Here is a 16873-nt window from a genome sequence, read left to right on the forward strand (position 1 = left end):
TTTTTTTCACTTTTAGGCGTCGCCCTCTTTTGCAAAGAGAGGCGCCGAATACACATCTATGGGGGACGAGTCCCCCATACCCCCGGCGTCTTTTTTTGAGGATAAGAAAAGGGGATATAAGGAGAGTTTTTACTTTTTTGGGTTTTGCCATATATATCTATATTATATTATTAAGAAGGTGTCAAAAACTCGCGCAAATGCCGTATTTCCAGACGCGCGCGAGGGGTTAGAGGTTAAAGTCTTAACCCGTTTTCAGGCTGATTTACTCGTAAGGTATAGCTTAGCAATCCGCTTTTGATACCCTCGAAGTTTTTAGCAGGGTATTCCCCCGAAATAATGCTATCAAGCCCCACAACCAAAGATTGACCTTTTGGCTCAATATAGAGCTTCTTGTTAGCAATCAATTCAGAGAGCATTACAGCCTGACCAAGCTGAAAATTATCACTAGCAATAGAACTAAAACCCTCTTGATTCGCTTTCATTAACTCGGTAATCTGAGCGTCTTTTTGTTTAATGAGTTCAGCAGAGCTTTTTAGCATTCTTTGTAGCTCGGCGTTTTGTTTTTGTAATTTATCGAAGGTTTGCAATAGTGCAGTATTTTCTTTCTTTAGAGCGTCTACATCTACGTCAGGCTTTGAAGCGATACCCCAAAAAACGCCTTAGCAATCTTATTGTCTTTAAGATTCGCCGCTTGTGCCGCCTCCGCCTTATAACGTTCAACGTCGTTTAAGACGGGCACATAGCTTCGTATCTGCTCATGCGCGGCATAACCCAAAGCGACGGCTTCTGATACAAATGCAAATACCCTATCCCGATCCAAGATACCAAAGCCGTTTTTTAAATTAGCAAATTCAGTCTCGGCCTCAGCAACAACCCGCTTTGAGTTTTTGATTTTTTTGATTTTTTCCATTATCTTAGTCATCTCGTCATCGATATTTACATTAGCAGGCATTTTTTTAAGCTCGGCTAGTTCATCTTTAAGTTTTTTGTTTTCAGCTTCAAGCTTTGCGTAGTCGGGGCGGCTTGCTCCTTGTTCCTGCAAGTCGGCACGGGCGGCAAGGTTTGCTTCCTTGAGCGCATTTTCTAACCCCTTTATGGTTTTTTTGGCGTCGGCTAAATCAGCCTTCGCGAGCTTCAGCTCTTGCTTCAGTGGCTCTTGCATTTTCATTGCTTGCTTATACTGTTTCGGCGGCAAGTGAGTACGCCCAGTAATCTCTTTTGAAACGCCTCGCTCCATTCCAAGAGTTTTTGCTATCTCGGTTTGAATTTTCGACATTAGCGAGGGATTAAAAGTTTTCCGATGTTGCGATATGCCGTTTTCATCGAGCGAGATAAATTCTAAGTGAAAATGGCAGTTCATAACCCATTCGCCGTCATCGTTAAGGTGACCTTCGTCTTTATGCAAGCAGCCGTAAATCAAACGATAGCCCATCTCCTTTTCAATAACGGCGGCCGCGCGCTTTAGATCCTCGATAGTGTGCCATTCGCGGGCGTTGACTTCAGCGCTCCAATATATTTTTTCAGGGTCGTATTTCGGTTTTTGACCGCGGCGCCGGAGATATGCGATATCCGCGTCTATTTTCATTTGTTTTGCTCTTTTTCGCGCTTCCTCAAAAGAACAGGTATACTCGTTCTGAAATGAGAGATCGCCGCGAACATCTTTTGCCAAAAATCCGCGCCTAAAATTATGCCAGAAACTCCCAGCCTTCGTAAAGTCAATGTTAAAACTACTTTTAGCATTATTGTCCATATAAGCTATCCTTTTTGATATTAGTATCTAGCGATACGCAATAACGGGGTCTTGCACCCCTTATTGCATGTAATGCGCATTACTTCAGTAGGGGACAAGCCCCATACTGAAAACTGCGCCCACGAGGGGAAATGCGAAGGTCAAACAGCCACGACATCGAACTTTTTGAGAAGTTCGGCATATTTGACCTTTTCACCCGCGATTTTTTCAAGCTCGGCTTTAGCTTTATCTAAAGTATTTTGCGAGGTTTTTTCGCGCCTCTCAAGAGTTTCAATTTGCCTTAAAAGTTTTTTTAACTCTTGTACCAATTTTGCGTTTTCACTGAGAGGCTTTTTCTCTTGCGGTTTTTGAGTTTGATTTTGGCTCTGCGTTTGCGCTAGAGCGACGTTTTGGTTTTGGTTCGGTTTTTGAAGTTGGTTTAGTTCCATAACGGACTCCTTTGTTTTTGATTTTTTTTAATTATAAAAGCATGATAGATCAAAAGTCATTTAAAGTTGCTACTTTTTTTAAACGACCGTAGGGATCAATTCCTCGGGCAAAAATAAGCAAGGCTCGGCCTCTTTTTGCGGCTCGCTCTCTTTTTTTTTTTACGGCGATTTTTCGGAAATCGGCGTGCGTTCTCGCTTCGGAAATAGCTCGGCTAACTTTTGTTTTTTCTCGTCAATCGATAAATCAAAATATTCTTCAGTATCTAGCAACTCATCTATAAGATTGTCGCAAACCTTGCTAGAAGCGTCACTCATTAGCCCCCGCCGCCACAGTTCCGTGTGCCAAGTCTCATATGTTTTAACCTCAATCGGACCAAAAGCGTCAGGATGCGCAAAGGGGTTATATAGCCAGCTGACATCATCCACGCCGTATTCCTGCGCGAGTTTTTTATCGGAGCGAGCTTGTTTTTGTTGCGCCCGTCGTTGCTCTTGATGTTGCTCAAAAACGAAATTTAGATATGCACTTGCACGAGTCGGCGAAAGTGCAGGAGTTAGGCCGTTTTGGTAATTGCTAAAAAGCGTACGGACTAGGCAGATCAACCCGTTCTTGTTGCGCTGTTTTTTAGCCACAATTTTCAAAGCCTTGATTTGTTTTTCGTCAAGAAAAACACGGCAGTTGGAAGCGTGATATCTGTCGCCATTTTTTGCCCGCAAATCGCAATCAAGAGGGTTTAGACTTTCTTTTTTACTGCTCTTTTTGGGCTTGCGATTTTTTCTAATTGATGACGGAAAAATCACAACTTTTTCTAGAATATATGGCGCTCTGTTTTCGGGCGACATCGCAGAGGACGCTTTTGCACGGCTTTTTTTACTGCCAAAAGTAGTGTTCCATTGTTCCAATAGCTGGTTCATGAATATATCGATTTCGATGTATGTATTGGGATAGCGCTTAGCCATAGCGTAGTTCTGCATTGAATACAAAATTTTTCCCTCTTGCAAGCCTTTAATTGAGTCGCATTTATAGGTTTTTTTCTTGCCGTTTTCCCATTCGCTCGCGGTTTTGCGAAGCAGCTTTGAAACGTCGCAGCCCAAAATTTGCGCCGTCTTTTGTTCTAAATGCCATGTACCCGTATTGTGTTTAAACAAATACTCGGGCGACAAAACTTCGACGGTTACAGCTTTGCGGCTTAGAAACCTTGAAAAAAATGCCGAAATTTTCGCAAGGTGAGAGGGCAGACAAAAGATCATAGCGTGGATATGGGGCATTCCGCCCCTATGCGATTCAAATACGTAACTGACAAACAATGGATACTTACGCAATTCTTTTTCGATAAGCGTTTTAAGGTATTTTTCGAGAGCTTGCGCAGCTTCGACCGCGCTCATGCGGCCGCAAGTGCCACGGCGGTGAATGCCAGAATTATGCAGGGTTACGGCGATACCAAGAGCCGTAAAGCCGATTTTTTCGAGAGTTTTAGATATATCGATTGTTCTTAATCTGACTTCTCGACCAATGCTAGAGCGAGCGAGTAGATCATCGCCTATTATCTCGCCGTCGTCTATGCTTAAAAATTTTCTATTTTCTAGCATACTGACCGCCAAAAAAATAGGACATTTTTTAGCAAAACTTCCCGAGATGTTTTATGTGCAAGTAAGCTTAAATTAGCTAATATTTCAGAGGTCGAAAGGTGAATGCTGTAAAAAGTTTCAACTAATTCGGCCCCGCTTCTTTTTTTACTCATAACGCCAACCCCAAAGATTTTAAGTAGTTAAACCACCACGTTATAACTTTTCTAGTCATAGCGATATTCGTTGATTTATTATAAACCCCTGCTACGCCGTGGATAGCGTGAAAAAGCGTGCGTTCGACCTCGTAAGGTATAAGCCCGTTTTGAGGCATATTTTCATGGCAAAATGTAGAGGCTATTTTTCTGAAGCTATGAAATACAAGGCAAACATTATCCCCTAACTTTTCAGAACAATAGTCGCCTAGCGCATTTGAGAGAGTCCCGTCGCTTAAAGGCTTGCCTTTTGTATTTCCAAAAAATAATTGACTTCCTTTAAGATTAAAACTCAATAGCCATTCGCCAATCTCCCGTGGAAGTCCTAGATATTCATCGCCATTTGCTTTGGTTTTGTTTTCATCTTTTGGAAAATGTAAGTAAAATTCGCCGTTTTCATCAATTTTTAGATGATTTGCGGACATCTTTCGGACGTTTCCGGCACGAAGCCCCGTAGCCAAGCCCATTATTAGAGCTTTTTTTATAGAGGATATAGGACTGCGATAATTTAAAACATACGAGATTAAACTCTCAAGATCGGCTTGGTCGCTAATCCAAGCATAACCTTCGCTAGGCGGGCAATCGTAGCTTTCTTTTAAGAGAATGCCGTCAAAAATATCTTTTTTTAAAATGCCTCGCTTTCTAGCAAAACCCCAAAGCTGATGACAAAACTCGCAATAATCATCGAGACTAGCGTATAGTTTTTCGCGAAATATCTCATCGGCGATATCTTGCAAATGTTTTCTTTCAATTTTTGAAATATCCCTATCGGCAAGCACTCCAAGCCTTTTGCTAAAAATAGTTTTCTTTTTTTTGACGGTTGTTGCAGTAAGCGAGGGGCGAAAGGTTAGATATAACTCGAATACGCTTCGTAAAGTATTTTTGGAAGTTTTGGCAGCACTAGGGACAGCCAACAAAAACTCATCAAGAGCCTTTAGCGCTTCCTTATAGGTCATATCGCCAAAACTTCCCAAATATTTAACTAGTTTTCCGTTTTTTGAATAATAGAAATCTTTTCGGTATTTTACATGCGTAGTGTTTTTCTTGTGAAGCTTTTTAATTTTCAGACACAAGCCCGTATCTGTAAGCATTTGACGACTTTCTTTTTTATCGCTTGGGAGCTTGTAGTCGCGAATAGCGTCGTCAGGCGCAACTTTAAAGTTTAGTTGTTGAATGAGTTTCATTTTCGACCCCGCTTTTAATTTAATTATAAAAACTTTGAGGCCTACTTGCCGGGATTTGCTTAAAAAAACTTCCCAAAAACGTTTGGGAAGTAAAGTTGGGAAGTTTTAGGGCGTTAAATTTGATAATTTTCGCGTTTAACGGTTTTCGTTAGTTAAATAAAAGCATGAATTTTGGGGATTTTTATCGGTTTTGTAAGTATCGTGGTGCGCTCGAAGGAATTCGAATCCCTGACCTTTTGAACCGCAATCAAATGCTCTATCCAGCTGAGCTACGAGCGCACTTTAAAAGAAATGTGAAGTATAGCCAAAGGTTTCTTAAATCTTTCATAAATTTTGACATTGTTGCAAAAATTTTACATTTTTACATACCCTACTACATTAAAATTTGCCGTAAGGCCATAAAATTTCAAATTTATGCGCCAAATTTGCCGCATTTAATCGTCTATAAAAAATCTTTATGTTATCTTATGCAATAAATTTAATTAAAAACAGGTGTGTCTAGGGCTTCAAGCGGTCACAATCGTCAAAATATAGAAATAAATTAAGGAAAAAAGCCAAAAAATTACTAGTAAAACGACAAAGATAACAAAAATAGCAAATTTAAAGACGGTACGCAAAGATAGTACTCTAAAAAAAGCAAATTTCAAGCATCAGCAAGCAAAAAAGAGTAAAATTCAAAAAACGATAAGAAAGGAAAGCCAAGTGATACATAAAATTTTGATCGCAAACCGCGGAGAGATCGCTGTTCGAGTAATCCGCGCCTGCAAAGACCTGCACATTAAAAACGTCGCCATTTACACCAAGCCCGATCAAGACTGCCTGCACGTAAAAATAGCCGACGAAGCCTACCAGATCGGTATCGACCCGATCAAAGGCTACCTAGACGCCAAGCGCATCGTCGAGGTTGCAAAAGCATGCGGCGCGGACGCGATACACCCTGGCTACGGATTTTTGAGTGAAAACTACGAATTTGCCAAAGAGGTTGAGGATGCGGGGCTTGTTTTCATCGGGCCTACTGCCGACGTTATCCGCAAAATGGGCAACAAAAACATCGCGCGCTACCTGATGAATAAAAACGGCATCCCTATCGTTCCTGGTACCGAAAAGCTAAACAACGAAACGATAGAAAATATCAAGCTCTACGCCGAACGCATCGGCTATCCCGTCATCCTAAAAGCTAGCGGCGGCGGCGGCGGCCGCGGCATCCGCGTCGTGTGGAAAGAGGAGGAGCTAGAGTCTAGCTTTGAAAGCTGCACGCGCGAGGCTAAGGCATTTTTTAATAACGACGAAGTTTTCATGGAAAAATACGTCGTAAATCCGCGCCACATCGAGTTTCAGATTTTAGGCGACAAATACGGCAACATCATCCACCTGGCCGAGCGAGACTGCTCGATCCAGCGCCGCCACCAAAAGATCCTCGAGATAGCGCCCAGCCCAACTATGAGCGAAAGTCTGCGAAAGAGCATGGGCGTGACCGCAGTCGCCGCAGCAAAGGCAGTAAACTACACCAACGCCGGTACGATCGAGTTTTTGTTAGATGATTACAACAACTTTTATTTTATGGAGATGAACACTCGTATCCAGGTCGAGCACGGCGTGACCGAGGAGATCACGGGCGTGGATCTCATTGTACGTCAGATCCGTATCGCGGCGGGCGAGATCCTAGACATGGAGCAAAGCGACGTCATCACGCAAGGCTTTGCTATAGAGGCGCGTATAACTGCAGAGGACGCGTGGCAAAACTTCATCCCAAGCCCTGGCGAGATCACCGGCTACTACCCTGCTCTGGGCCCTTCCGTGCGCGTCGATAGCCATCTATATAAAGACTATCAGATACCGCCGTTTTACGATAGCTTGCTAGCTAAGCTCATAGTCCGAGCCCCTAGCTACGATCTAGCCGTAAATAAACTAAAACGCGCGCTGGATGAGTTTACGATCGAGGGCAGCGTCAAAACCACGATCCCGTTTTTGCTCAGTATCAGCAAGGAGCGCGACTTTAGGCGAGGATTTTTCGACACGTCCTACGTCGAAAACAAAATGCCTACCCTGCTAGAAAAGATGAAAACCAAAGACAACGAGGACAACGAAGAGGTGATCGCCGCAATCGCTGCCGCGATACAAAGAGTAAAAGACGCTAGAAAATTTAAAGAGGAACACGCGGATGAATGATTTTTTCGATAGTTTAAAGGATATAAAAAAAGAGCTTCAAAAGGAACAAAATGCAAATTTGAGCTCAAATTCAGCCGCCAAAAACGCCGCGAAGCAAAATTTAAAGTCTGAAATAAAAACCTTCAGCAAAGAAGAAGCCATCGCACACAAAGAGCAAAATTTGCGTGACGAGTTTCTAGCCTACGTCAAGGACGCGGATATCAAAAAGTGCTAGTCGTGCCGTTTTCCACCCTGCCTAGCCCCTGCCCCTACCTCAAGGACAGGGACTCGCGCATGGAGTATCGCTACGTGGACGGCTGCGACTTTGCCGTAAACGACGCTCTAGCTAGGCGCGGCTTTAGGCGCTTTGGCAAATATTTTTCCAAGCCAAACTGCGCGGGTTGCCGCGAGTGTGTAAATATCAGGGTCGATGCGCTAAATTTTAAATTTAGCAAATCCGCCCGCCGCACGATGCGCAAAAACGAAAACACCAAAATCATCCTAACAAAGCCGCTCCTAGACGACGCGCACGTGGCGCTATACAAAAAATACCATAAATTTATGCAAGAAAAGCGCGAGTGGAAGTACTACGAGCTGGACTTTCGCCGCTACTATGAGCTCTACGTCGCAGGGCATGCGGAGTTTGGCAAGGAGATAGCGTATTTTGCAGACGGCCGTCTCATCGGCGTCGATCTAGTCGATATCCTTAGCGACGGCATCTCGGCGGTTTATTGCTATTACGATCCTGATTTTGCAGATCTTAGCATCGGCAGATACTCGCTCTATCAGCAAATTTTACTAGCTAGGCAGCTAAATTTGCGCTGGATATATCTAGGCTACTACGTCAAAGACTGCCCTAGCCTAGCCTACAAGGCCGACTACAAGCCCTACGAGCGCCTGCGCGAATACGTCCCGCTAGACGAAACGCCCGTGTGGGAAAAAGCGGAATAAAAAATGCTTTCAAGTGCGTTTTATAAAGGCAAAATTTGATAAAAGTAAGTCAAAATCTAGAATCTCTAAGCATAGAAACATCAGATGCCGATCTGTTTTTCGAGCTACAAGCGCTCATAAAGCGAAACTTCGCCAAGACGCTGGGGCAAAAAGGCAAAGTGATGTCGTTTTACGACGAAAACGAGAAGGTTCAGCGCAAATATTTCGTCAAATTTCTAAAAAAACTCTGCCAAAGGTACGAGCTAAAAAACGTAAATTTAAACTTCGCCGAATATAAAACCATCAAACTCCACTACATCCAACCAAACTCGCTAAAAGCCATGGTTTTCGTCGACGTCGCCTTCGTGCGAGGCGGCGCGATATTTAGCTTTGATCGCTCAAACGAGTCGTTTATTTCGCACATCATTAGGGGCTTTGAGTCAAAGCAAATTTTATCCGCCGAAGGTCAAATAGTCATAAATATCGCAAATTTGGATGAATGCGCGCGCCTAGAGGAGCTGTTTAACAAAAGCGAATATATGAAATTTTCAATCATCTTTAACTATAGCGAAGAGGAATTTGAAAAATTTAAAAAACAGATCAAAATCTGCGCTAAGAAAAACGAAGCCAAATTTGCTGCGCTGGCTAGCCTTTTCGAGGACCATTTTGCGGTGCTTGGGTGCGATAAAAATGATAGCTTTGAGGAGGTGCGAAACCGCTATCTGGAGCTCGTCAAGGCCTATCACCCCGACTTTCACGCCGCGCTTAGTCCGGAGCTTTTGGACGAGTGCAAAACGCAGTTTCAGCGTATCCAAAATGCATACGAGAGTTTGAAGCCATATTTTAAGGAGCTTGAGTCGGGAGCGGCGGAATAAGATTTAAATTTTAGACTTTAGCATAAAAAATGTAATTTAATAACCGTTTAATAGTGCCCTGAAAAATCACGCAAACTATAGCCATAACTAACGCATAAGGGCCTATAAATAACATCAAAATCAAAGAAATAATAAGATTAAAAACGTAAAAGTAACTATCGCCGTTGCTATCGTCAAAAAATATATCTATAGGCGTTAGTTCAATATTTTGATTGTAAGGAATAAGCCTTAAACAGCGAAATAACCAAAAAATCGGTATAGCCAAAATCAAACCGAAAAATAAACCGCCCATGATGTTGTCAATGTCGGGGGCGATACCCTCAATCAAATAAGTACTCGCAATGCCTAAAAATAGGACAAAAAGAATAAAAAATATGCGCTTCATATGGATATTTTAAATTTTCGAGACTTAAAAATCAAGAGAAATACGATACGAGCCCCGCCAAATCCCCGGCTTAAATTTAAAATTTACGCTCAAATTTGCCCCGCTCCAAGCGTCAGATTTTACTTCCCTGATTGCAGTAGATAGGTCTTTTTACGCTCGCTGGAGCTACCGATATTTAGCGCGAGGCGGTATTTGGTTATCGTGCGGCGGACGACCTCGACGTTAAATTCCTTCTTTATAAACTCCAAAATTTTAAGATCGCTAAGCGGCTTGGCAGGATTTTCGTTTCGGACGAGATTTGCCACGAAGTCTTTGATGGCTTTGTTTGAGACGTCCTCGTCGATCGCGGCGGAGAAAAAGCTCTTTATGGGCACCAGTCCGCGCGAACACTCAAGGTATTTGTTTGAGATGCCGCGCGAGATGGTCGACGGGTTTCGCCCCAGATCCTCGGCGATGTCCTTTAGGCGCATGGGCTTGATGTCGCCGCCAAAAAAGTAATCATACTGATACTCAACTAGCATTAGGGCGATCTTTCGCAGCGTGGCTTTTCGCATATCAAGCGCATCTATGAGGTCTTTTGCCTCTTTTACGCGTGAGGCGACGAAACTCTCTTTTTCGTCAAGCCCCTCGACGTCGATGACGATCTCAGGGTAAAAGTCATCGTTGATACGCACCTCGATACCGCCCGAACTCGTGTCGATGACGATGTCGGGGATAATTGCCACAGCCTCGCTCATATACTCGATCGCGGGCGGATTTTTTAGCCTCTTGATGACGGCTAGAGCTTCATTATAGAGCGGGATCTTGCGCATTTGAGAGAGGTTTTCGAAATTTAACGCAAGCTTTTTGGCGCTTTCAAAGAGCTTCTCGTCCAAATTTAGCTCCTCAAGCTGAAACAAAAAGCTCTCTTTGTAGTCCTTTGCGCCGATGCCTGCGGGCTCAAGGTAGGCAAAGCGCTTTCGCACCGACTCGATCTCCGCCTCGCTAAATTCGTCAAATATTTCAGGCTCGTAGTAGCCCTCCTCGTTTATGCATTCGATTATTTTCATCGCGATTTTTTGGGATTTTTCGGTCGGGAAAAGGGGCTTACCTATCTGCTCGATTAGCTTGTCGTAAAGCCCGGTTTTAGCCACGCTAAAGCTTTCGATATTATCGGTTACGCTATTTTTTGATATTTCTTTGAAGAAATTTTTATCTTTTTTGGATGGCGCGGCGCTTGGCAACTCGCTTAAATTTCGTTGCTGCACGCTAGCGAATGGATTATCCGCTAAAAACGGCTCAAGCGTCTCCTTTAGCTCCTCGACGCTGCTGCTTAGTATCGGCAGCCACGACCTTAACGTGTGCGAGAGCTTATTTTTGGGAGCTTGAGTTTGCTTTAGCATTATTCTACAAATTTAAACTCTTCGCCCAGATAGTGGGTGCGCACGAGTTTGTTGTTCGCGACTTCGTTCGCGCTGCCGCTAGCTAGCAGGCTACCGTCCTTGATCACGTAGGCGCGGTCGCAGATGGCTAGCGTCTCGCGGACGTTGTGGTCGGTGATTAGCACGCCGATGCCGAGCTTTTTTAGGTCGCGAACGATACTTTGTATATCGCTAACAGCGATCGGATCGACGCCGGCAAATGGCTCATCCAGAAGCAAAAATTTAGGCGTGATAATGAGGCTTCTAGCGATCTCGCAGCGTCTGCGCTCGCCACCGCTTAGACTCACGCCCTTTCGCAAGCGTATGGGCTCGATGTTTAGCAAATTTAGCATCTCGTTTACTTTTTTCTCGCGGACAGCCTCGTCTTTATATAGTATCTCGGCACCTAGTAGTAAATTTTCCTCGACGGAGAGGTCTTTAAATATACTTGATTCTTGCGGCAGATAGCCGATACCCATATGCGCGCGCTTGTGTAGCGGCACCTTCGTCACATCCGCGCCGTCTAAAAACACGCTACCGCTAGAGGGCGAGATGAGCCCGCAGATCATATAAAACGTCGTCGTTTTACCTGCGCCGTTTGGGCCTAGCAACCCTACTACCTCGCCGCTTTTGACCTCCAGCGAGATGCCTTTTATGATGTTTGTTTTTTTGATCGTTTTTTGTAAATCTTTAACTTCTAATTTATGCACCGTAAACCTCGTATTTTCGCCCTTTTTGACTAGGCGAGATGACTATCTTGACGCATTTTTCGCCCAAATTTGCCAGCGCCTTTTCCAGTCGCTCGTCGCCCCACTCTACCAGGTGAAGCCCCTCCTCTAGCAAATTTTCAAAAAGCCCGTTTTGTAAAATCGCGTCAAGTCCGTTTTGATAGATGTCGTAGTGATAAATTTTATCCCCGTAGCTTTGCATGACCGAGAACGTGGGCGAAGTAACATCCACATCGATGCCGCGAGCTTTTACGATAGCTTTTACTAACGTCGTTTTGCCGCTAGCTAAATTTCCTTGCAATATAACGACGCCGCTTTGGGGTAAAATTTTTACCACCTCCTCAAGCTCGCCAAGCCCCAAATTTAGCTCTATCATAGCTCTTTTACGTATAGCGCTTGGGCTGATTTTGGGATGCTTTTGGTCTCCGGGATCGCTAGCACCTCGTAGCGCGCCTCTTTTGCCAGAAATTTGATCGTAATCACGTCGCCGATCTTGACCTCTTTAGCCGGTTTAGCAACGACGCCGTTTATGCTCACGACGCCGCTTTTACACATATCTTCGCTGACCGCGCGCCTTTTCGTTATATTTACGGTATTTAAAAATTTATCTACTCTCATGGCGGCGATTTTAGCCAAATTTGGCTTAAATTTTTAATTCTTCGCCGCTACATATTAAATTTAATGTAAATTTGACATTTGGCGCACGCGATTTTAGCGGAAATATTTATTCCAAATTAATCAAATTTGGCTAAAATACGCGTCATCTCAATATAAAGGATAGAGAATGAAAAAAGATGTGAAAAAAGTCGTTCTCGCCTATTCGGGCGGACTTGATACGAGCATTATTTTAAAAGGGCTGCAAGACGAGTATAAATGCGAAGTGGTGACCTTTACCGCCGATATCGGCCAGGGCGAGGAGCTGGAACCCGCACGCCAAAAAGCGCTGGAGCTCGGTATAAAACCCGAAAATATATTTATAGAGGATTTAAAAGAAGAATTTGCGCGAGATTTCGTATTTCCGATGTTTAGAGCAAATGCCGTCTATGAGGGTGAGTATCTACTAGGCACCTCGATAGCTCGCCCGCTGATAGCTAAAAAACAAGCCGAGATCGCCGCCAAAGTAGGCGCCGACGGTGTGAGCCACGGAGCAACCGGCAAGGGTAACGACCAAGTGCGCTTTGAGCTAGGCTACTACGCGCTGGGAGATAACCTAACCATCATCGCTCCTTGGCGCGAATGGGATCTAAACAGCCGCGAAAAGCTACTAAAATACGCAGAAAAAAACGGCATCAAAATAGAAAAGAAACCGGGCAAAAGCCCCTACTCTATGGACGCAAATTTGCTCCACATCAGCTACGAGGGTCTAGTGCTTGAAAACCCTGCTCACGCTCCGGAAGCCGATATGTGGCGCTGGACGGTAAGCCCAAAAGATGCTCCAAATGAAAGCGAAATAATAGAAATCGGCTACGAAAAAGGCGATCCTGTTAGCATAAACGGTAAAAAAATGAGCCCGGCGGCGCTACTAGCCGAGCTAAACCGCCTAGGCGCAAAACACGGTATCGGCAGACTCGACCTAGTAGAAAACCGCTCGGTCGGCATGAAAAGCCGCGGCTGCTACGAAACTCCTGGCGGCACGATAATGCTAAAAGCTCACCGTGCGATCGAGAGCATCACGCTAGACCGCGGCGCGGCACACCTAAAAGACGAGCTAATGCCTCGCTACGCCGAGCTCATCTATAACGGCTACTGGTGGTCGCCTGAGCGTATCATGCTGCAAGCGCTCATCGACAAGAGCCAAGAAAACGTAAACGGCACGGTCAAAGTCGAGCTCTACAAAGGCAACGTCATCGTGCTCGGACGCGATAGCAAGACGGATAATCTCTTTAGCGAAGCGTTTTGCACGTTTGAAGAGGACAGCGTATTTGATCAAAAAGACGCGAACGGATTTATCAAACTAAACGCGCTTAGATTTATCATCGGGCGCAAAAACGGGCGCAAATTTAACTAAATAAAGGATAAAAATGAAAGTACTACTAATAAAAGACGTAAAATCGCTCGGAAAAGCCGGCGAAATCAAAGAGGTAAAAGAAGGCTACGGAAATAACTTCCTGATCGGAAAAGGCTTTGCTAAAGCTGCGACTCCAGATGTTTTGCGCCAGTACGACGCCGAGCAAAAACGCAAGGCCGAGGAGCTAAAATACGAGATCGCAAATATAGAAAAGCTAAAATCCGAGATCGAAAAAATCACGCTCAAGGTTAAAAAGCCGCTCGGAGCAAACGGCGCGCTATTTGGCGCAGTGACAAAGGACGAAATTTCAGAAGCTTTAGAAAAAAATCATCATTTGGTGGTGGATAAAAAGGCGTTTGACTTCGCGCATACGATAAAAGCGACCGGCATCTACGAAGTGGATGTCAAACTCGGCCACGCCGTGCGCGCCACGCTAAAACTAGACGTCGAGGGCGAATAAGTGTTTCACGCGACTACAATTTTAGCCTACAAAGGCAAGAATAAATCGGTCATCGGCGGCGACGGACAGGTTAGCTTTGGCAACACGGTGCTAAAAGGCAACGCGGTAAAAATACGCAAAATACACAGCGGCAAGGTCCTGGCAGGCTTTGCCGGCAGCACCGCGGACGCGTTTAATCTCTTTGATATGTTTGAAAACAACCTCGATCACGCCAAAGGCGACCTTCTAAAAGCCGTGATCGAGTTTAGCAAAGAGTGGCGCAAGGATAAATATCTGCGCAAGCTAGAGGCCATGATGCTGGTGCTTGATAGAGAGAAAATTTTTCTTTTAAGCGGAACAGGCGACGTCGTAGAGCCCGAAGACGGCAAGATAGCCGCCATCGGAAGCGGCGGTAACTACGCCTTATCCGCTGCCCGTGCGCTGGATAAATTTGCCCAGATCGACGAAGAGGAGCTCGTAAAAGAGAGCCTAAAGATCGCGGGCGAAATTTGCATTTATACGAACACGAACATAAAAACCTACGTTTTAGAATAGAGAAAAGATGAATTTAACCCCAAAAGAGATAGTGAAATTTTTAGACGATTACGTCATCGGGCAAAAAGACGCCAAAAAGATCATCGCCATCGCGCTACGAAACCGCTACCGCAGGATGAAGCTGGATAAAACGATGCAAGATGACATCATGCCAAAAAACATCCTGATGATAGGCTCGACTGGCGTGGGCAAAACCGAGATCGCAAGGCGTTTGTCAAAGATGATGGGCTTGCCGTTTATCAAAGTAGAGGCTAGTAAATATACCGAAGTGGGCTTCGTCGGACGCGACGTGGAAAGCATGGTGCGCGACCTGGCGGCTGCGTCGGTAAATTTGGTCAAAGCCGAACAGCGCGAGAAAAACCGAGAAAAAATCGACGAATACGTAAAAGATAAGATAATAAAAAAACTCCTGCCGCCTTTACCGACTGGTGCGAGCGAAGAGAAAAAAGCAGACTACGAAAAAAGCTACGAAAAGATGATGAGCAGGCTGGAAAACGGCGATCTAGACGATCTAAGCATCGAGATAGAAGTCGTACAAAATAGCTTTGACGCAGGAGCCAACGTGCCGCCCGATATGGCGCAAATGCAAGAAAGTTTCGTCAAAATCATCGGCCTAAGCAACAAAACCGTCAAAAAAGAGATGAAGGTAAAAGACGCTAAAGAGGCGCTAAAAAACGAAGCTAGCGATAAAATTTTAGATATGGAGAGCATCAAAACCGAAGCCGTGCGAAGAGCCGAAAACGAGGGCATAATCTTTATCGACGAGATCGACAAGGTCGCGGTGAGCTCCGGAAACTCCGGCAGACAAGATCCTAGTAAAGAAGGCGTACAGCGCGACTTGCTACCTATCGTGGAGGGCTCGACGGTGACGACCAAATTTGGCGCCATAAAGACCGATCACATACTTTTTATTGCCGCGGGCGCCTTTCACATCAGCAAGCCAAGCGATCTAATCCCGGAGCTTCAGGGGCGTTTTCCGCTGCGAGTAGAGCTTGATAGCCTAGATGAAAACGCGCTGTATCAAATTTTAACTCAGCCTAAAAATTCGCTACTCAAACAATACGAAGCGCTTTTAAAAACCGAAAACGTGGAACTTAAATTTACGGATGACGCCATAAAAGCTATCGCCAAAATAGCTCAAAATGCCAACGAAAAAATGGAAGATATCGGCGCTAGACGCCTACATACCGTGATCGAGCGCGTGATCGAGGATATCAGCTTTGAGGCTAACGAGCACGGCGGCAAAACGGTAGAAGTGGACAAAGCCCTCGTAGAAAAGCGCCTCTCAGACGTCGTCGAGGATCAAGATCTGGCGAGATATATATTATGAAATCAGGCTTTGTAAGCATCATCGGTCGTACGAATGCAGGCAAAAGTTCGCTTTTAAATTTTTTGCTTGATGCGAAGATCACCATCGTCTCGCACAAGCAAAACGCCACGAGGCGAAAAATCAGCGGTATCGTGATGAACGGCGAAGATCAGATCGTTTTTACCGATACGCCGGGACTTCACGAGAGCAACAAGACGCTAAATAAACTAATGATAAACGAAGCGATAAAATCCATGGGTGACTGCGATACAATCGTGTTTTTAGCGCCTATTCACGACGACATAAACAACTACGTCAAATTTCTAAATTTAAATCCGCAAAAACCTCATATCTTGGTGCTCACCAAGGTTGACGAAGTCTCAAACGCCAAAGTGCTTGAAAAAATCGCGCAATATCAAAAATTTCAAGACAAATTTACCGCGCTTTTGCCTTTTAGCGTCAAAAAGCAAACCTATAAAAAGCCGCTTTTAGATGAAATTTGCAAGTTTTTGCCAGAACATGAGTATTTTTATGATCCGGAATTTTTAACGCCGACAAACGAAAAGGAAATTTTTCGTGAATTTATACTTGAGGCACTATACGATAATCTAAGCGATGAAATCCCCTACTCTACCGACGTGCTCATAGACAAAGTCAAAGAAAAACCAGATATAACTGAAATTTATGCCACTATAATCACCGAACGCGAGATACATAAATCTATGATCATCGGAAAAAACGGACAAACTATCAAAAGAATTGGCATAAATTCAAGAAAGTTAATATCAAATTTTACCGGTCAAAAAATCCTCGTAAAGCTCGTTGTAGTCGTTAAAAAAGACTGGCGCAAAGACGAAAAAACTATAAAAAGCTTGAATATTTTATAAATAATTATTAAGTTGACTAATTTTTGTGCTATAATAACGCCATTGGTTGTGGGTTCTATTATTTTTTTT

General features: G+C 44.3%; 19 protein-coding genes and 1 tRNA gene. 9 read left to right on the forward strand and 11 right to left on the reverse strand.

What is annotated here, in order from left to right; translation table 11 throughout:
* Positions 1-233: 233 nt before the first annotated feature.
* The 6 genes from H740_RS00235 to H740_RS00260 all read right to left on the reverse strand — a co-directional run bounded on the left by H740_RS00235 (position 234) and on the right by H740_RS00260 (position 5419).
* Complete coding sequence (locus H740_RS00235; protein WP_002950228.1) at positions 234-587, reverse strand: hypothetical protein; 354 nt, start codon at positions 585-587, stop codon at positions 234-236.
* Positions 588-622: 35 nt separating this feature from the next.
* On the reverse strand, positions 623-1750 hold the full coding sequence (locus H740_RS00240) for a hypothetical protein (RefSeq protein ID WP_002950230.1): 1128 nt from the start codon (positions 1748-1750) through the stop codon (positions 623-625).
* Between the two features lie 140 nt (positions 1751-1890).
* Complete coding sequence (locus tag H740_RS00245; RefSeq protein WP_002950232.1) at positions 1891-2178, reverse strand: hypothetical protein; 288 nt, start codon at positions 2176-2178, stop codon at positions 1891-1893.
* Positions 2179-2337: 159 nt separating this feature from the next.
* Positions 2338-3765, reverse strand: a complete 1428-nt coding sequence (locus tag H740_RS00250) for a hypothetical protein (RefSeq protein WP_002950235.1) — start codon at positions 3763-3765, stop codon at positions 2338-2340.
* A gap of 148 nt (positions 3766-3913) precedes the next feature.
* On the reverse strand, positions 3914-5140 hold the full coding sequence (locus H740_RS00255; RefSeq protein WP_002950239.1) for a tyrosine-type recombinase/integrase: 1227 nt from the start codon (positions 5138-5140) through the stop codon (positions 3914-3916).
* 202 nt (positions 5141-5342) lie between these two features.
* A tRNA-Arg gene (locus H740_RS00260) sits at positions 5343-5419 on the reverse strand.
* Positions 5420-5842: 423 nt separating this feature from the next.
* On the opposite strand from H740_RS00260, the gene H740_RS00265 reads away from it, so the two are divergent.
* Genes H740_RS00265 through H740_RS00280 form a run of 4 tightly spaced genes read left to right on the forward strand, consistent with a single transcriptional unit; the run spans position 5843 to position 9093 of the window.
* Positions 5843-7309, forward strand: coding sequence for an acetyl-CoA carboxylase subunit A (locus tag H740_RS00265; RefSeq protein ID WP_002950241.1), 1467 nt, complete (start codon positions 5843-5845; stop codon positions 7307-7309).
* Complete coding sequence (locus H740_RS00270) at positions 7302-7523, forward strand: hypothetical protein (protein ID WP_002950248.1); 222 nt, start codon at positions 7302-7304, stop codon at positions 7521-7523. The genes H740_RS00265 and H740_RS00270 overlap by 8 nt, the downstream gene beginning before the upstream one ends.
* Positions 7517-8239, forward strand: coding sequence for an arginyltransferase (locus H740_RS00275; RefSeq protein WP_231679284.1), 723 nt, complete (start codon positions 7517-7519; stop codon positions 8237-8239). The genes H740_RS00270 and H740_RS00275 overlap by 7 nt, the downstream gene beginning before the upstream one ends.
* A gap of 35 nt (positions 8240-8274) precedes the next feature.
* Entirely contained in the window at positions 8275-9093 is an 819-nt protein-coding gene (locus tag H740_RS00280) for an adenylosuccinate lyase (protein WP_002950257.1), read from the forward strand.
* Between the two features lie 10 nt (positions 9094-9103).
* On the opposite strand, the gene H740_RS00285 is transcribed toward H740_RS00280, so the two are convergent.
* The 5 genes from H740_RS00285 to H740_RS00305 all read right to left on the reverse strand — a co-directional run bounded on the left by H740_RS00285 (position 9104) and on the right by H740_RS00305 (position 12224).
* Positions 9104-9421, reverse strand: a complete 318-nt coding sequence (locus H740_RS00285; RefSeq protein ID WP_231679285.1) for a hypothetical protein — start codon at positions 9419-9421, stop codon at positions 9104-9106.
* Positions 9422-9597: 176 nt separating this feature from the next.
* Positions 9598-10860 carry an RNA polymerase factor sigma-54 gene (locus tag H740_RS00290; RefSeq protein WP_002950261.1) on the reverse strand — a complete coding sequence of 421 codons (1263 nt, stop codon included), beginning with the start codon at positions 10858-10860 and terminating at the stop codon, positions 9598-9600.
* On the reverse strand, positions 10860-11588 hold the full coding sequence (gene lptB, locus H740_RS00295; protein ID WP_002947715.1) for an LPS export ABC transporter ATP-binding protein: 729 nt from the start codon (positions 11586-11588) through the stop codon (positions 10860-10862). Before lptB ends, H740_RS00290 begins: the two co-directional genes overlap by 1 nt.
* On the reverse strand, positions 11581-11982 hold the full coding sequence (gene tsaE / locus H740_RS00300) for a tRNA (adenosine(37)-N6)-threonylcarbamoyltransferase complex ATPase subunit type 1 TsaE (RefSeq protein WP_002950262.1): 402 nt from the start codon (positions 11980-11982) through the stop codon (positions 11581-11583). The genes lptB and tsaE overlap by 8 nt, the downstream gene beginning before the upstream one ends.
* Complete coding sequence (locus tag H740_RS00305) at positions 11979-12224, reverse strand: RNA-binding S4 domain-containing protein (protein ID WP_034956752.1); 246 nt, start codon at positions 12222-12224, stop codon at positions 11979-11981. Before H740_RS00305 ends, tsaE begins: the two co-directional genes overlap by 4 nt.
* 166 nt (positions 12225-12390) lie before the next feature.
* Between H740_RS00305 and H740_RS00310 the strand changes: the two genes are divergently transcribed.
* Genes H740_RS00310 through era form a run of 5 tightly spaced genes read left to right on the forward strand, consistent with a single transcriptional unit; the run spans position 12391 to position 16804 of the window.
* Complete coding sequence (locus H740_RS00310; protein ID WP_002950267.1) at positions 12391-13614, forward strand: argininosuccinate synthase; 1224 nt, start codon at positions 12391-12393, stop codon at positions 13612-13614.
* Between the two features lie 13 nt (positions 13615-13627).
* Positions 13628-14074, forward strand: coding sequence for a 50S ribosomal protein L9 (rplI, locus tag H740_RS00315; RefSeq protein WP_002950268.1), 447 nt, complete (start codon positions 13628-13630; stop codon positions 14072-14074).
* Positions 14075-14608, forward strand: a complete 534-nt coding sequence (hslV, locus tag H740_RS00320) for an ATP-dependent protease subunit HslV (protein ID WP_002950269.1) — start codon at positions 14075-14077, stop codon at positions 14606-14608. It begins immediately after the preceding gene.
* A gap of 7 nt (positions 14609-14615) precedes the next feature.
* A complete protein-coding gene (gene hslU, locus H740_RS00325; protein ID WP_002950270.1) occupies positions 14616-15938 on the forward strand; it encodes an HslU--HslV peptidase ATPase subunit in 1323 nt (440 codons plus the stop codon).
* The gene (gene era, locus H740_RS00330; RefSeq protein WP_002950271.1) at positions 15935-16804 is read left to right on the forward strand and encodes a GTPase Era; all 870 of its coding nucleotides are present in this window, start codon (positions 15935-15937) and stop codon (positions 16802-16804) included. The genes hslU and era overlap by 4 nt, the downstream gene beginning before the upstream one ends.
* Positions 16805-16873 lie beyond the last annotated feature (69 nt).

This window comes from Campylobacter showae CC57C (assembly GCF_000344295.2).
Lineage (GTDB): Bacteria > Campylobacterota > Campylobacteria > Campylobacterales > Campylobacteraceae > Campylobacter_A > Campylobacter_A showae_B.

What these genes read in the sequence shown, in the direction of transcription:
- H740_RS00240 (WP_002950230.1), bottom strand. Translation starts at nt 1,750, where the DNA reads ATGGACAATAATGCTAAAAGTAGTTTTAACATTGACTTTACGAAGGCT.
- H740_RS00245 (WP_002950232.1), bottom strand. Translation starts at nt 2,178, where the DNA reads ATGGAACTAAACCAACTTCAAAAACCGAACCAAAACCAAAACGTCGCT.
- H740_RS00250 (WP_002950235.1), bottom strand. Translation starts at nt 3,765, where the DNA reads ATGCTAGAAAATAGAAAATTTTTAAGCATAGACGACGGCGAGATAATA.
- H740_RS00255 (WP_002950239.1), bottom strand. Translation starts at nt 5,140, where the DNA reads ATGAAACTCATTCAACAACTAAACTTTAAAGTTGCGCCTGACGACGCT.
- H740_RS00270 (WP_002950248.1), top strand. Translation starts at nt 7,302, where the DNA reads ATGAATGATTTTTTCGATAGTTTAAAGGATATAAAAAAAGAGCTTCAA.
- H740_RS00290 (WP_002950261.1), bottom strand. Translation starts at nt 10,860, where the DNA reads ATGCTAAAGCAAACTCAAGCTCCCAAAAATAAGCTCTCGCACACGTTA.
- tsaE (WP_002950262.1), bottom strand. Translation starts at nt 11,982, where the DNA reads ATGATAGAGCTAAATTTGGGGCTTGGCGAGCTTGAGGAGGTGGTAAAA.
- H740_RS00305 (WP_034956752.1), bottom strand. Translation starts at nt 12,224, where the DNA reads ATGAGAGTAGATAAATTTTTAAATACCGTAAATATAACGAAAAGGCGC.
- H740_RS00310 (WP_002950267.1), top strand. Translation starts at nt 12,391, where the DNA reads ATGAAAAAAGATGTGAAAAAAGTCGTTCTCGCCTATTCGGGCGGACTT.
- rplI (WP_002950268.1), top strand. Translation starts at nt 13,628, where the DNA reads ATGAAAGTACTACTAATAAAAGACGTAAAATCGCTCGGAAAAGCCGGC.
- hslU (WP_002950270.1), top strand. Translation starts at nt 14,616, where the DNA reads ATGAATTTAACCCCAAAAGAGATAGTGAAATTTTTAGACGATTACGTC.
- era (WP_002950271.1), top strand. Translation starts at nt 15,935, where the DNA reads ATGAAATCAGGCTTTGTAAGCATCATCGGTCGTACGAATGCAGGCAAA.